Here is a 14223-nt window from a genome sequence, read left to right as displayed (position 1 = left end):
TATTGAACAATATAGTTAATAATAAGACCTAGAGGGTAACTTTACTTTTTTTGCAAAACCAAATTTTGCAAGAATCTTAATATGTTCCCATGTTATGTCTATCTGACCTTTAAATAATCCTTGTTTTGCCGAATTAGGAAATGCATGATGATTATTATGCCAACCTTCTCCAAAAGTTAATGCAGCAACCCATGCATTGTTTTTAGATGAATCACCACTTTCAAATGGTGCTTTACCCCAACAATGCGTTGCGGAGTTGACTAGCCAAGTCACGTGATAAACAACCACAAGCCTCAATGGAATTCCCCAAAGGACTAGAGCCCATCCTCCAACTCCTAATTTTTGACCTATTGCGTACAATGAAAGTCCAATAGGAATTTGTAAGAATAAAAAATATTTATTTAGAAATCTATAGTATGGATCCTTGATTAAATCTGCACTTAGTTTTGGAACAGCTTTTAGTGCTTCTACGTCTTTAAACATCCAACCCATATGACTCCACCAAAACCCCTTTTTACTATTGTGATGATCTACTTCGGTATCTGAAAAAGAGTGGTGATGCCTATGTAAACCTACCCAATCTATTGGGCCATGCTGGCAACTTATGGCTCCACAGGTAGCAAAAAATCTTTCTAACCATTTTGGCACAATGAACGATCTGTGTGATAGCAATCTGTGATATCCAAGGGTGACTCCTAAACAAGCAGTTACCCAGTAAAAAAATAATAATGAAGTGACTGCAGGGAGACTCCAAAATTTTGGTTGTAAAGCTACAAGAGAAAGAATATGAATTGCAACCATAAAAACTATTGTTCCCCACGTTTTATGTAGTCTTGGAGGATATCTTTTTGAATGACTGGAAGGTTCCAGTAATTTTTCTGAGAGTTCTATAACTTTTTCAGCTGGAACAGGTTTTTTTAATTTTGCTGTTTCTTGGAAAATTACTGAATTCATGATATTGAAATACTATTTTCAAAATTACCGATATGTAATATTATCATACTATACTATTGATAAGTTTAATTATCTGTGAGTCTCGGATATCGCGATAAATTATCTAGAGGTCGAAGGGCTATGGCTCATTTGATACACCTCTGGCATGAAAGAAATGGATGGTCTCACAGAGTATTGCCATTACTTTCTGAAGTTCTTGATTTAGGTAAAGTTCATAATTCGCAAATTTCTAATCTTAGGAATGGTAAGTTATCTTCGCCAGGTCCTGAAGTTTTTCTTGCTTTAGCTCAAGTTAATACGATTCTTGATCAAGGTATTGAAAAAATCAGGGATCGTTTTGAAAGTGATTACCCAGAGTTATGGAAATCTTTGGAAGAGTCTGCATTACCCCTAAAAAATGATTCTGGTAATCCATTGTCGGCCGGGGAGTTATTCGAGATATTTTCAGGATTAAAACCTCTACCTTCATCTTTTGACTGGTACATAGAAGATGAAGAAGCTTCTGCTTTAAGTGATGCTCTTTCAGTGCATTTTTGTCAGAATAAGGCTTGGAGATCATGTAAAATGCAGGTAATGGAAGCCTATGCTGTCAATAAATCTGCCCGTAGAGAACGTTTTGCTGAGGTAATTGCAGGAATTAGAGATTATACGGCAGAAGAATTAGATGGAGAACTTCTTGATTTATATGAGGCTTCAAAAACACTTTCTTATTTTCAGGGTAGGGGACCTAATGCTTTCCTCGCAGAATTAAGAAATTTAGCTTCTGAAAAATAAGATGAATTTTCATAATAAATGACTCTTGACAATAACTTAAAATTGGCTGAAAAAGCTATTCTTTCTGTTGAAGAGAGTTTAAGTAAAGTTTTCCAAGAAAGGTCCAATCAGGTTTTCCAGAAATTAGAAAATATTTTGACAATTTTTAAGGAAGAAAAAGTTTCTACTAGTCATTTCAATCAATCTTCTGGTAGTGGTCATGATGATATATCTAGAGAAAAAATTGATGCGGTATTTGCAAGATTGTTTCTTGCTGAAAAGGCTGCTGTGAGGATGCAATTTGTAAGTGGAACGCATGCAATAAGTTCTGTCTTATTTGGAATTCTTCGACCTGGAGATGTAATGTTATCTCTTACAGGACAACCATATGACACTTTAGAAGAAGTCATAGGAATAAGGGGAGGAGGAAAAGGCTCACTTAAAGATTTTGACATTGAATACAAGCAAATAAATATCTGCGAGAATTTTGATTCTTTTGAAGAAAAAATTGTTCATTCTTTTGAAGAAAATTCATGCAAATTAGTATTCATACAAAAAAGTTGTGGATATAGCTGGAGAAAATCTCTTACGAATCATCAGATAGAGAAAATTTGTAGTCTTATTCATTCTCTTGATCCTAATTGTATATGTTTTGTTGATAATTGTTATGGGGAGCTTGTTGAAGATAGTGAACCAATTTCTAAAGGTGCAAATATAATTGCTGGATCATTGATTAAAAATTTGGGGGGAACAATCGTTCCTACTGGTGGGTACGTTGCAGGAGATGCAGAGCTGGTTGAAATGGCATGTTCTAGATTAACTTCACCAGGCATTGGCTCTTCTGCAGGAATAAATTTTGGACTAGGAAGATTAATTTTGCAGGGTTTGTTTTTAGCACCACAAATTGTTCACGAATCACTAAAAGGTGCTGATATGATTGCAGCAGTCTTTAAAAATTTGGGATTTAAGGTTTTACCAGAGCCAGCAAGTTATAGATCTGATCTTATTCAGTCAGTAAGATTGAATAATCCTGATTTGGTACAAAAAGTTTGTCAATCTTTTCAAAATTCTTCACCAGTAGATTCTTTTCTGAATGTTGTTCCATCATCAATGGACGGATATGATTCAAAATTATTAATGGCAGGAGGTACATTTATTGAAGGTAGTACGAGTGAATTTTCTGCTGATGCTCCTTTAAGAGATCCCTATAACATTTATGTTCAAGGTGGTTCTCACATAGCTCATATCAAAATTGCTTTAATTCAACTATTATCTGAATTATTAGAGGCAAAATTAATTACAAAAGATTCTCTAATTTCTTTATCAACCTAATTATGTCTTACCAATTTCCAGATAACCTTAATTATGCTGATACGCATGAATATGTATTAGAAGAAAACGGATTTTTAAAAATTGGAGTTAGTGAATTTGCTGTTGATCAATTGGGGGATATTGTTTTTGTTGAATTAGCTGATCAAGGTTCAACTTTAGAGAAAGGTGATACATTTGGAACAATAGAATCTGTTAAGGCTGTTGAGGAAGTTTACCTGCCTTTTTCAGGAGAAATAGTATCTGTAAATGAAAGTGTTATTGATAACCCAGAGCTTTTACAGAATGATCCGATTGGAGAAGGATGGTTGATTGTTATTAAACCCGAATCCAAAGTATCATTTGATAATTTGATGACCTCAGAGGTATATAAATCAAAGGTCATGCCAATTTAAAGCAAAATCTTTATCAATAGGCTAAGCTGTTGAAAAAATTGGATATGAAATCCACCGTTAATTCAGATTTATTTATTAATAGACACCTTGGTCTGAGTGATTTGGATGAGCAGACAATGCTCTTCAAGCTTGGTTTCAATAATATTGATCAATTTATAGATCAAGTTGTTCCTGAGGATATTCAGTTAAAAGATAATTCTTCTGAAATATTACCCAGTGGATGTTCGGAAATTGAGGCTTTAAACGAATTAGATGAGATTGCTAATAAAAACATTAAAATGAGATCTCTAATAGGACTTGGTTATTACGATAATCACATGCCTAAAGTAATCCAAAGGCATGTTCTTGAAAACCCCAGGTGGTATACGTCTTATACTCCATACCAAGCAGAAATTGCTCAAGGAAGACTAGAAGCTCTTTTTAATTTCCAGACTATTGTTTGTGAACTGACAGGATTCCCTGTTGCTAATGCTTCTTTGTTAGATGAAGCCACTGCTGCTGCAGAAGCTATGGCTATGAGTTTTTCCGCAAGAAAAAATAAATCTTCGAAAGTTTACTTAGTAGAGTCAAATGTTTTTGATCATACTTTTAATGTTTTACAAACCAGGGCAAAACCTTTGGGAATATCCTTAAAACGCTTTACTCCAAGCAACCTTCCTAATAATGAGGATGTTTTCGGAATTTTGTTGCAATTACCCGGCAAAAATGGGGAATTATTTGATCCAACATTTTTAATATCTCAAGCACATAGATCAGAAATTATTGTAACTGCATGTATTGATCCACTTGCACAAGTTTTAATTAAACCAATCTCTGAATTTGGTGTGGATGTTGCAGTAGGTAGTATGCAAAGATTCGGAGTTCCAATGGGTTTTGGTGGGCCTCATGCCGCATTTTTTGCATGTAGCGAAAAATATAAAAGGCTTATCCCGGGAAGAATAGTTGGTCAAACTCTCTCTAAAAATGGAGAAAAGTCTTTGAGACTAGCATTACAAACAAGAGAGCAACATATTAGAAGGGAGAAGGCTACTAGTAATATATGTACTGCTCAATCTTTGTTAGCCATAATTTCTTCTTTTTATGCTATTTATCATGGACCTAATGGTTTAACGGAAATTGCTAAGAGAATAGTTCAGTTGAGAATCAATTTAGAATCATGTTTGGCTAATCTAGGTTTTTATGTATCTGATGGGATTAGATTTGATAGTGTAGATGTTTATTCTGAGCATGCCCAAAATATTCATAATGAAGCTTTAAAAAATGGATTTAACCTAAGAATTTTGCCTTTGGGATCAACTATTGAAAATTCCACTGGTTTTGGAATCTCTTTAGATGAGCTGAGTAATGAAAAAGAAATCCAAAACATCTTAAGTTTCATAGCAAGTGCTGTACAAAAAAAAGACGATTTAGAGAATATAAAATTTGATAAGGGATTTCAGCTTGAAAGTATTGGTTTGAGATCTGGTAAATGGATGCAGCAAGATATTTTCACAAATTATCAAAGTGAAACTGAATTAATGAGATATATATTCCGTCTTGCTGAAAAAGATTTTTCTTTGGTTGATGGAATGATGCCATTGGGAAGCTGTACCATGAAGTTAAATTCTTCAGCCGAGTTAAATCCTGTCTCCTGGGCTAATTTATCTTCGATTCATCCTTTTTCTCCACTAGATCAAACTAAAGGCTATTCAAAAATAATATCTGACCTAGAAAAATGGATAAGTGATATTGTTGGTTTAAAATCAGTTTCTTTTCAACCAAATGCAGGATCTCAAGGCGAGTTTGCAGGTTTATTGGCAATAAATTCTTATTTTGAATCAAAAGGCGAACTTTCAAGAAAAAAATGTTTAATTCCTAAAAGTGCTCATGGAACAAATCCTGCTAGTGCAGTTATGGCAGGTTTTGATGTTTTAACTGTTGAATGTGATAACGAAGGAAATATTGATTTTCAAGATTTGTCGATCAAGGTCAAGAAATTTGATAACCAAATAGGGGCTCTTATGTTGACGTATCCCTCTACTCATGGAGTTTTTGAATTACAAATTAGAAAGATATGTGACTTAATTCACTCCGTTGGAGGATTTGTTTATTTAGATGGGGCAAATTTGAACGCTCAGGTTGGATTATGCAAACCGGGGAATTATGGTGTTGATGTTTGTCATTTGAATTTACATAAAACATTCTGCATTCCACATGGAGGAGGAGGTCCAGGAGTTGGTCCAGTTGCTGCATCAGATACTTTAAGTCCATTTCTTCCTACTCATTCTCTTATGGATAATAATTTATCTAATAGTTCTAATTTCGTATCATCTGCAAAGCATGGCAGTGCAAGTATTCTTCCAATAAGTTGGATGTACATAAAAATGGCTGGTCTAAGTGGTTTAAGGAAAGCAACTGCACATGCAATTTTATCTGCAAATTATATTGCGCATTCTTTAAAGCATAAATTCAAGATTCTTTATAAAGGAAAAAATAATTTTGTCGCACATGAATGTATTTTAGATTTTAGAGATTTAAAATCCAAAACTGGTTTGAGTGTAAATGATTTAGCTAAACGATTAATTGATTATAGTTTTCATGCCCCAACTATAAGTTGGCCTGTTCCAGAGACCATAATGATAGAGCCTACTGAAAGTGAAAGTTTGGTTGAATTGGATAGATTTTGTGAGGCTATGTTATTGATTGGAGAAGAAATCAGCGAAATAGAAAAAAATATTGAATTAAAGAATAATAATGTAATAAGTAACGCTCCCCATACGCTGAAAGAGTTAATTGCTGATAATTGGCATTATCCTTATTCAAAAGAAAAAGCTTCTTTTCCTTATAAAACCTCAACATCTATTAAGTTTTGGTCTTCAGTTTCTAGGATCAATAATGCATATGGCGATCGCAATTTAATTTGTTCTTGTAATGTAAATCAAGATGAGACTTTAGAAGAAAAAAAATGTGCTTAAAGGACTAGCGTCCTTGAATTTACTTAGTTATTATCAGTGAGAATAAAAATTTAATATTTTCTTATAGAATTTTTTTAAATTTTTTTATTACAATAATTGGGCATCAAATTTTTGGGGTATTTGAAGCTATGACCAAAGATTCTAAATCTGGTAATGTTAAGCACCTGCCAGTTAAAAACATCGACTTACCAAATTTTGTCAATAAATTTTCAGTTGATAACTCAAACATATTTTCCATTGAGGGAACCAATGTTATAAGAGTTCCTTTTGGTAAAAAATTTTCAAAGAAAAAAAGGCCTGAAAAGAATCAAAATATCGCTACTCTTATACTTCCTTTAAGTTCGTATAGTAGTCCTACGCCTCCACACGTAGCATAATTAAGATTTAGCTTAATCTATTTTTTTTAGAGTATCTGCATAATAATTTTGTAGTTGTAACGTTGCTTGATTCCAATCCCATTTTTCTGCTTCGTTTCGTGCTTCTTTTCTCATAACTTCTCTTTTATCTTCATTCTCTAAAATTTTTTTTGTTGCTTCAATCAAACTTTGTATCCCATTATCTTTTTCATCTGGATCATATAAACAACCATTAATCCCATCGCTAATTATATCTGGAATCCCCCCCTTGTTGGCTCCGATAACTGGACATCCTGCGGCCATTGCTTCTAGTAAAACTAAACCAAGTGTTTCTGTACTAGAGGGAAATAAAAATATATCTCCAGAGGCATAGGCGCTAGCAAGTTCATCACCAGATAAATATCCTATGAAATTAGTCTTGGTATTTTCGAAGATTTTTTCAAGCTGGTTTCTGTACGGTCCGTCACCTACAAGTGCTAGACAAGCATTAGGGATACTTTCTAAGACTGGTTTAATTCTCTCAATTTGTTTTTCTGCTGATAATCTTCCAACATAAATCAATAAATAATTAGCATCTTTATATTTTCCAAATAACTTATCTCTCATTTTCTCACTTCTTAAATCTGGTCTGAAACTGTAAGTATCTACTCCTCTTTGCCAAAGAGCAGTCCTTTGAATACCTTTATCTTTTAATTCATTGACCATAGCGGTGGATGTACATAAATTTAACAAGGCTTGATTATGAGCTGCTTTAAGTAATTCCCACAAAAGTGGCTCTAGCATACCCATACCGTAATGTTCCAGATATTTCGGAAGATGAGTATGGTAGCTAGCAATTAAAGGAATATTATTAGTTTTCGCCAACCATATGCCACCTAAGCCAAGTACAGCTGGATTAACAACATGTATCAAATCTGGGTTAAATTTTTCTAACTTATCTGAGACTGCTGGACCTGGTAAACCAAGCTTCAACTCTGGGTATAAGGGTAATGGCATTGCAGCAACTCCCACTACAGTTGCTCCCATATATGATTCTGGACACCCCTCTGGACAAAAAATTATAACTTCATCACCATTTTTTATTAAAAATTCAATTGTTTTAGTCAGTCTTGTGACTATGCCGTCAACTTTAGGTAAAAAAGTTTCAGTAAACAATGCAATTTTCACTTTCTTAAGGTAACTATTTCAAAAATTTTAATTAGTCTTTATAGCCTCAGCTTGTTTTTTTGTCCAGGATGAAACACAAGGTATGCGATTAAGATCACATCTATTGGAGTATTTTTTAGCAACTTCAACAACTTCTTCTAATAAGCCATTATCAAGAGTAGTTGGGTTTAATCCTAATTCTATAAAGCATTTATTATCAACAATTAGATCATTTTCTACTGCTTCATTCCTTGGATTTGGTAAATAATTGATATCAGCTCCAGTTAGAGAAGCAACTTTTTTAGCTAGTTCTCCAACTTGATGACTCTCAGTCATTTGATTAAAGATTTTGACTCTTTCTCCAGATTTTGGAGGATTTTCAAGAGCAAGTTGTACGCATTTTACAGAGTCTTTTATATGTATAAATGCTCTTGTTTGCCCTCCTGTCCCATGAACACTTAATGGATATCCAATTGCAGCTTGCATTAGAAATCTGTTTAAAACAGTTCCATAATCTCCGTCATAGTCAAATCGGTTTGTCAATCTAGGATCTTTTAAAGTTGCGTCTGTATTTGTTCCCCAAACAATGCCTTGATGTAGATCAGTGATCCTTACAAGATCATTTTTGTTGTAGTAAAGAAATAATAATTGATCTAAAGTTTTAGTCATATGGTAGACACTACCTGGGCTTGCAGGGTGTAATATTTCTTCTTCAAAGCGGCTTCCATCAGGTTGTGGAACTTCAACTTTTAGATAACCTTCTGGAATTGTTGCACCTCTATGTGATCCATATCCGTAGACTCCCATTGTTCCTAAATGAACAACATGAATATCTAAATTACTCTCTACTATCGCAGCAAGTAGGTTGTGGGTGCCATTAACGTTATTATCTACTGTATATCTTTTGGTAAAACTCGATTTCATCGAGTATGGTGCTGCTCTTTGTTCTGCAAAATGGATCACGGAATCTGGTTTTTCATCAATGAGCAAATTGAGTAATTTTTGATATTGTTTAGAGATATCCATGTTTAGAAATCTCATAGGCTTGCCTCCAGTCTCTTCCCATGCAGAAAGTCGTTCTGTTATAGAAGAAATTGGAGTTAAAGATTCTACCTCGAGATCAATATCAATTTTTCTACGACTTAAATTGTCGACAATAATTACATCATGATTTTGCTCTGCTAAATTCACCGCACAAGGCCAACCGCAAAAACCATCTCCACCCAGAACAATAACTTTCACTCAGAACTCCAGAATTAAAAGATTCATAATATATTTATTAAATTACTACAGCGTGCTTCCACTTTGCGAAAAAACATTGTAAATAGTTTCAAATCTTCTTTCTTAATACGATAAATAAAAGAAAATAATAAATTTTTACTTTCTTTTTAAACTTTTCTCAATTTAGAGAATTAGATAGATATATTTTTTTCCGGCGAACTTGCTACTGCAAAGTCTTGTTTTTTAATTCTTCCTGCCAGAAAAGCTTGCCTGCCAGCTTTCACACTATAATTTATCGCTTGGGCCATTAGAGGAGGATTTGCAGCTTGTGCTATTGCACTATTAATTAAGACACCATCAGCTCCAATTTCCATAGCTTGAGAAGCTTCACTAGGCACACCTATTCCTGCGTCAATTATTACTGGCACTTTTGCATTTTCAATAATAATCCTTATATTTGATAAATTTAACAAACCTTGCCCTGAGCCTATGGGAGAGCCCAATGGCATTAAAGTTGCACAACCTATTTCTTCTAGTCTTTTTGCAAGAATAGGATCTGCATTTATATAAGGTAGTACAGCGAAACCCTTTTTTATTAAAATTTCGGCTGCTTTAAGAGTTTCTATTGGATCTGGTAGCAAATACTTTTTGTCAGGAATAACTTCTAACTTCACAAAATTATTTTCTTCTTGACCAGATAATTTTGCAAGTTCTCTACCTAAAATTGCTATTCTGACTGCCTCATCAGAATTAACACAACCAGCTGTATTAGGAAGCATCCAGTATTTTTCCCAGTTGATCTTTTCGAGTAAATTTTCTCCCGTCTGATCATTTTTAATTCTTCTAACAGCGACGGTTATAATTTCCGTTTCAGAATTTGACAAACTTTCCACCATATCTTGAGTAGATTTGTATTTGCCAGTACCAACCATTAATCTACTGGAAAATTGTTTTCCACCAATTAGTAAAGAAGAATAATTTTCCATATTTAGAATCCCTTATCTTTAATACCTTTATAAGGTTCATAACTGTTTCTTTTTTCTAACTCCTTACTTTTTTTAATTGCTGTTTTGTTTTTTGGATCTATCACTAAAACCTTTTGATAAGTTTCATATGCCAAGTCGTACTCAAGTAAACGCTGTTGTGCTGATGCGAGGTTATTTAGGGCTATAGGATATTCTGGAAGTGATTTTATTGCAGATTTATAGTGTTTAATTGCTTTCTTAAATTCATTTTGAGCAGCGTAAGAAAATCCTAAAGCATTATTTATTATCGCTTTGGCTTCATCAGGTTCATTTTCATAATTTTCAATTGCTTTTAAAAAAGTTTTAGTAGCTTCAGAATATAATCTTTTTTTTATCTGAATAGACCCAAATTCATACAATTCTGTAGCTTGAGTGAGAGAATCTAAACCTTTCTGCTCAAATTTTACTAAATTTAATTCTTCACTTCTTGTTTTTAGAAATTGTCTAAATACAAAAATAGAAATTATTATTAATACAACAAAAAGAATTATTAAATAAGATTGAAAGGAAGATATTTCCATTATTTATGATTACCTTTCTAGATTATATTCTTTTTTCTACTTACTAACGGAAGAAACAATTTTTTCAAAACACTTAGGATCGTTTAAGGCTAATTGAGCAAGCATTTTTCTGTTGATAATAATTTCTGCATTTTTCATCCCATTTATTAACTTGCTATAGTTTGTTCCATTTATCCTCGCAGATGCGTTAATTCTAGAGATCCAAAGTCTTCTAAAATCTCTTTTTCTTCTTCTTCTATCCCTATAAGCATTACAAAGAGCTTTCATTACTCTTTGGTTTGCGGTTCTGAAAAGATTTTTGTTGCCGCCTCTAAAACCTTTTGCAAGATTTAAGATTTTGTTTCTTCTTTTTCTGGCTATGTTGCCTCTTTTTACCCGTGCCATGAATATCTATAAAAATTGGTTAAAGATTTATGCGTATGGAATCATTAATCTTACATTATCAGCATCTCTTTCATCAACTACGGCTTTTGTTGATAGATGTCTTTTTAATTTTGAGCTTTTATGATCAAGTAAATGATTGTGGAAAGCTCTTCTTCTCATGAATTTACCCGTCGCAGTAGCTTTAAATCTTTTGGCAGCTGATTTACGAGTTTTTAGTTTAGACATTTAAGTCAAATGTGTTTAATTAGGATAATCTAAACCTTTATACGCATTGGTGCAAATTAAAGTTTTTAATTGATAAGGAAAGTTCTAATTTATGAAACTTAAATTTGCCTTTTTAAACTTATTTTTAGGCTGTATTTCTCTTTTAATAATAAACACTAAATTTATTTCAAATGCAAAAGGGGAAGAATTGCTAAAGGTTGAACTCCATAATGAAATTAAAAAAGGAAAATTTTTAATTGGTTTAAAGCAATATTTAGGCGGGGAGAATGATAGTTTTTCGGAGAAAAAAAATATAAACTTTACAACTAATAAAGGTTTTTTAAACTTGATATCGTCCAACGGTATTAAACATAAATCAAAACAGATAAATATCACTTGGGCGGATATTCCCGTTAAAAATCCAAAAACAATTGAAAGATTTGTTTTTGGTCCTTTTGCTAGCTATGAATCGGCAAAAAAACAATCAGAGAAACTAAGAGATAAAGGATTTGAGACGACTGTTGCCTACCCTAAAAATTGGGAAGTATGGATTCCATTTCAAGATGATCTGCCAGAGTTTGAATTAAAAAATAAGATTTTCAGAAAAATAAAAAATTTTCAAATTACTCCTGTTCTTAGAAATGACTACACTGATATGAAACTTGAAGGTCCAATATATATTTATTCTGAAGAGAAAATAAAAATAAATGGTGTTAATTTTGGCAAAAATTTTTATTTAATAAAGGATTTATATGGAACTTGGACATTAGTTCAAAAAATTGAATTTGATGACTATTTGGCAGGTGTTTTGCCATATGAAATTGGACCGAATTCTCCTTTAGAAGCACTCAAGGCTCAAGCAGTTATTGCAAGAACTTGGGGCATATTTAATTCTGATAGATTTAATATGGATAAATATCATTTATGTATAAGCACTCAATGCCAAGTTTATAAGCCTTCTGAAATTTCATATAAAAACGTACAAAAAGCCATAGACGAAACTTCAAATTTAATTCTCACTCATGAAAATCAACCAATAAATGCTTTTTACCATGGTTCTAATGGTGGAGTATCTGCTACTGCAGGAGAGTCTTGGCAAATTCAAGATTATTCTTATTTCAATTCAATCATTGATGGTTCTGAATCATTAAATAAAATTTTTGAACTTCCAATGACAAATGAATCTTATTTAAATAATTTTTTAGATTTTGATAAAGAAAAGTTTTATGGGAGTAATCATTCTCTTTTTCGATGGAATAAGAAAATTTCTAATCTTGAAATTAAAGAAAAGTTAATTAAAAACAAACTTATAAATATTAATGAAGATGTTTTGGAATTAAATCCTATTGAACGTGGGTCTAGTGGCAGAGTGACAAAATTGGAAATACAAACTGACAAGGGTAATAAACCTATTGTTCTTGTTAAAGATGATATTCGACGGGTATTAAATTTTATACCTAGTAATTTGTTTACTATTAATAAATTAAATGATGATTTATGGCTTTTGAGAGGAGGAGGCTTCGGTCATGGTGTAGGTTTATCTCAGTCAGGAGCAATTGAAATGGCTAAATTAGGATTCTCTTATGAACAAATATTGAATCATTACTATCGAAATGCAAAACTAAAAAAATTTGAGATATTGTCTCAATGGAAGTTAAGTAATTAACAATTTACTTTTATGAGTAAGGGTTTTTATAAAAATCGAAGATTGAAGTCGTTTATATTTCTTAGTGCTTGTTTTTTAGTAGCTTTTATTCCTCATGCTAACAATATCGAAAATTTCTTTTACATAATATTGACTCTTTCTTTTGTGATTGTTTTTTACGGTTTAATAGTTATTTCTAAAAATTTCAAAAGGAACAACGTTTTAAATACTGTAAGCAGAAGAATTAGCAATAAAGAGTTACCTGTGCTTGATATTTTAGTCGCAGCTAGAGATGAAGAGAATGTCATATCAAGATTAGTTGAAAGATTATTTAGTTTAGATTATCCAACAAATAAATTAAATATTTACATAATCGATGATGGTAGTTCTGATAAGACGCCTTTAATTTTAGATCGATTATCTAGACAATATGACAAGCTAAAAGTCATAAGTCGTTCTCCAAATGCAGGAGGAGGAAAGTCAGGAGCTTTGAATTATGCCTTGAAATTTACCCATGGTGAATGGTTATTAGTTTTGGATGCTGATGCTGAATTAAAACAAGATTCTTTGATAAGGTTATTTAGTTTTGTAGAAGAGGGGGATTGGTCTGCAGTTCAACTAAGAAAATCAGTAACAAATGTAAGTAAGAATTTTTTAACTTCCTGTCAGTCAATGGAGATGGCTATGGATGCAATCTTTCAATATGGAAGATTATCAGTTGCTGGAGTTTCCGAATTAAGGGGAAATGGTCAATTAATTAAGAAAGAAACATTATTAGCATGTGGTTCTTTTAATGAAGATACAGTTACAGATGATCTTGATTTGAGTTTAAGATTATTATTATCAAAATCTAGAATTGGAATCTTATGGGATCCTCCAGTCATGGAGGAGGCAGTTGTAAATTTAAATGCTTTATTAGCGCAAAGGCAAAGATGGGCAGAGGGGGGGTTGCAAAGATTCTTCGATTATGGAGATCAATTATTTACTAATAAAATTGATTATTTGCAGAAATTTGATTTAACTTACTTTTTCATCTTGCAATATGCATTACCAATCATTTCTATTTTTGATTTAGTTTTCAGTATTGCTTTTTTAGATTCACCAATTTACTGGCCTATTTCACTTACAGCTTTTATGTTATCTGGAATCGCTTTTTGGTACGGTTCTTCTTGTAAAAGTGAAGTACCTGTATTGCAAAAAAGTAATTTTTGGATGGTATTTGTATCGGTTTTTTATTTATCACATTGGTTTTTAGTAATCCCTTGGGTAACTATAAAGATGTCTATTTTCCCCAAAAAGATACTCTGGCGAAAGACTCTTCATACTGGAGTTTAAT

General features: G+C 32.6%; 14 protein-coding genes. 7 read left to right on the top strand and 7 right to left on the bottom strand.

Features of this window, described 5'->3' with window-relative positions:
- Positions 1–15: 15 nt before the first annotated feature.
- Positions 16–954: an acyl-CoA desaturase gene (locus HA148_RS09305; protein ID WP_209132104.1), complete on the bottom strand. Its 939-nt coding sequence runs from the start codon at positions 952–954 to the stop codon at positions 16–18.
- Positions 955–1029: 75 nt separating this feature from the next.
- Between HA148_RS09305 and HA148_RS09300 the strand changes: the two genes are divergently transcribed.
- The 5 genes from HA148_RS09300 (at position 1030) to HA148_RS09280 (ending at position 6762) form a co-directional block, all read left to right on the top strand.
- Positions 1030–1728, top strand: a complete 699-nt coding sequence (locus HA148_RS09300; protein ID WP_209132103.1) for a hypothetical protein — start codon at positions 1030–1032, stop codon at positions 1726–1728.
- 18 nt (positions 1729–1746) lie between these two features.
- Positions 1747–3039 (top strand): aminotransferase class I/II-fold pyridoxal phosphate-dependent enzyme, encoded by a 1293-nt coding sequence (locus HA148_RS09295; protein ID WP_209132102.1) that lies wholly within the window; start codon positions 1747–1749, stop codon positions 3037–3039.
- 2 nt (positions 3040–3041) lie between these two features.
- Entirely contained in the window at positions 3042–3431 is a 390-nt protein-coding gene (gcvH, locus tag HA148_RS09290; RefSeq protein ID WP_209132101.1) for a glycine cleavage system protein GcvH, read from the top strand.
- A 44-nt stretch (positions 3432–3475) separates the two neighbouring features.
- The gene (gcvP, locus tag HA148_RS09285; protein ID WP_209132099.1) at positions 3476–6385 is read left to right on the top strand and encodes an aminomethyl-transferring glycine dehydrogenase; all 2910 of its coding nucleotides are present in this window, start codon (positions 3476–3478) and stop codon (positions 6383–6385) included.
- 128 nt (positions 6386–6513) lie between these two features.
- The gene (locus HA148_RS09280) at positions 6514–6762 is read left to right on the top strand and encodes a hypothetical protein (protein WP_209132096.1); all 249 of its coding nucleotides are present in this window, start codon (positions 6514–6516) and stop codon (positions 6760–6762) included.
- 12 nt (positions 6763–6774) lie between these two features.
- Here the strand turns inward: HA148_RS09280 and HA148_RS09275 are convergent, their stop codons facing one another.
- The 6 genes from HA148_RS09275 to rpmI form a co-directional block, all read right to left on the bottom strand.
- Complete coding sequence (locus HA148_RS09275) at positions 6775–7908, bottom strand: glycosyltransferase family 4 protein (RefSeq protein WP_209132094.1); 1134 nt, start codon at positions 7906–7908, stop codon at positions 6775–6777.
- Positions 7909–7935: 27 nt separating this feature from the next.
- Positions 7936–9129, bottom strand: coding sequence for an NAD-dependent epimerase/dehydratase family protein (locus tag HA148_RS09270; RefSeq protein ID WP_025882495.1), 1194 nt, complete (start codon positions 9127–9129; stop codon positions 7936–7938).
- 170 nt (positions 9130–9299) lie between these two features.
- Complete coding sequence (locus HA148_RS09265) at positions 9300–10094, bottom strand: thiazole synthase (RefSeq protein ID WP_209132092.1); 795 nt, start codon at positions 10092–10094, stop codon at positions 9300–9302.
- A 2-nt stretch (positions 10095–10096) separates the two neighbouring features.
- Entirely contained in the window at positions 10097–10654 is a 558-nt protein-coding gene (locus HA148_RS09260; RefSeq protein WP_209132090.1) for a tetratricopeptide repeat protein, read from the bottom strand.
- A gap of 36 nt (positions 10655–10690) precedes the next feature.
- Positions 10691–11038, bottom strand: coding sequence for a 50S ribosomal protein L20 (rplT, locus tag HA148_RS09255; RefSeq protein WP_025923700.1), 348 nt, complete (start codon positions 11036–11038; stop codon positions 10691–10693).
- A gap of 27 nt (positions 11039–11065) precedes the next feature.
- Positions 11066–11263 carry a 50S ribosomal protein L35 gene (rpmI, locus tag HA148_RS09250; protein WP_011819271.1) on the bottom strand — a complete coding sequence of 66 codons (198 nt, stop codon included), beginning with the start codon at positions 11261–11263 and terminating at the stop codon, positions 11066–11068.
- Between the two features lie 91 nt (positions 11264–11354).
- On the opposite strand from rpmI, the gene HA148_RS09245 reads away from it, so the two are divergent.
- Positions 11355–12908 (top strand): SpoIID/LytB domain-containing protein, encoded by a 1554-nt coding sequence (locus HA148_RS09245; protein WP_209132089.1) that lies wholly within the window; start codon positions 11355–11357, stop codon positions 12906–12908.
- Positions 12909–12920: 12 nt separating this feature from the next.
- Positions 12921–14222 carry a glycosyltransferase family 2 protein gene (locus tag HA148_RS09240; protein ID WP_209132088.1) on the top strand — a complete coding sequence of 434 codons (1302 nt, stop codon included), beginning with the start codon at positions 12921–12923 and terminating at the stop codon, positions 14220–14222.
- The last annotated feature ends 1 nt before the right edge of the window (position 14223 follow it).

Source organism: Prochlorococcus marinus XMU1405 (genome assembly GCF_017696275.1).
Classification (GTDB): domain Bacteria; phylum Cyanobacteriota; class Cyanobacteriia; order PCC-6307; family Cyanobiaceae; genus Prochlorococcus_A; species Prochlorococcus_A marinus_AB.
The sequence above is the reverse complement of the archived record's forward strand: the minus strand, read 5'-3'. Positions and strand labels throughout refer to the sequence as shown.

Coding starts and splice junctions, on each gene's coding strand:
- HA148_RS09305 (WP_209132104.1), bottom strand. CDS start 954: ATGAATTCAGTAATTTTCCAAGAAACAGCAAAATTAAAAAAACCTGTT.
- HA148_RS09295 (WP_209132102.1), top strand. CDS start 1,747: ATGACTCTTGACAATAACTTAAAATTGGCTGAAAAAGCTATTCTTTCT.
- gcvH (WP_209132101.1), top strand. CDS start 3,042: ATGTCTTACCAATTTCCAGATAACCTTAATTATGCTGATACGCATGAA.
- gcvP (WP_209132099.1), top strand. CDS start 3,476: ATGAAATCCACCGTTAATTCAGATTTATTTATTAATAGACACCTTGGT.
- HA148_RS09280 (WP_209132096.1), top strand. CDS start 6,514: ATGACCAAAGATTCTAAATCTGGTAATGTTAAGCACCTGCCAGTTAAA.
- HA148_RS09265 (WP_209132092.1), bottom strand. CDS start 10,094: ATGGAAAATTATTCTTCTTTACTAATTGGTGGAAAACAATTTTCCAGT.
- HA148_RS09260 (WP_209132090.1), bottom strand. CDS start 10,654: ATGGAAATATCTTCCTTTCAATCTTATTTAATAATTCTTTTTGTTGTA.
- rplT (WP_025923700.1), bottom strand. CDS start 11,038: ATGGCACGGGTAAAAAGAGGCAACATAGCCAGAAAAAGAAGAAACAAA.
- rpmI (WP_011819271.1), bottom strand. CDS start 11,263: ATGTCTAAACTAAAAACTCGTAAATCAGCTGCCAAAAGATTTAAAGCT.
- HA148_RS09245 (WP_209132089.1), top strand. CDS start 11,355: ATGAAACTTAAATTTGCCTTTTTAAACTTATTTTTAGGCTGTATTTCT.
- HA148_RS09240 (WP_209132088.1), top strand. CDS start 12,921: ATGAGTAAGGGTTTTTATAAAAATCGAAGATTGAAGTCGTTTATATTT.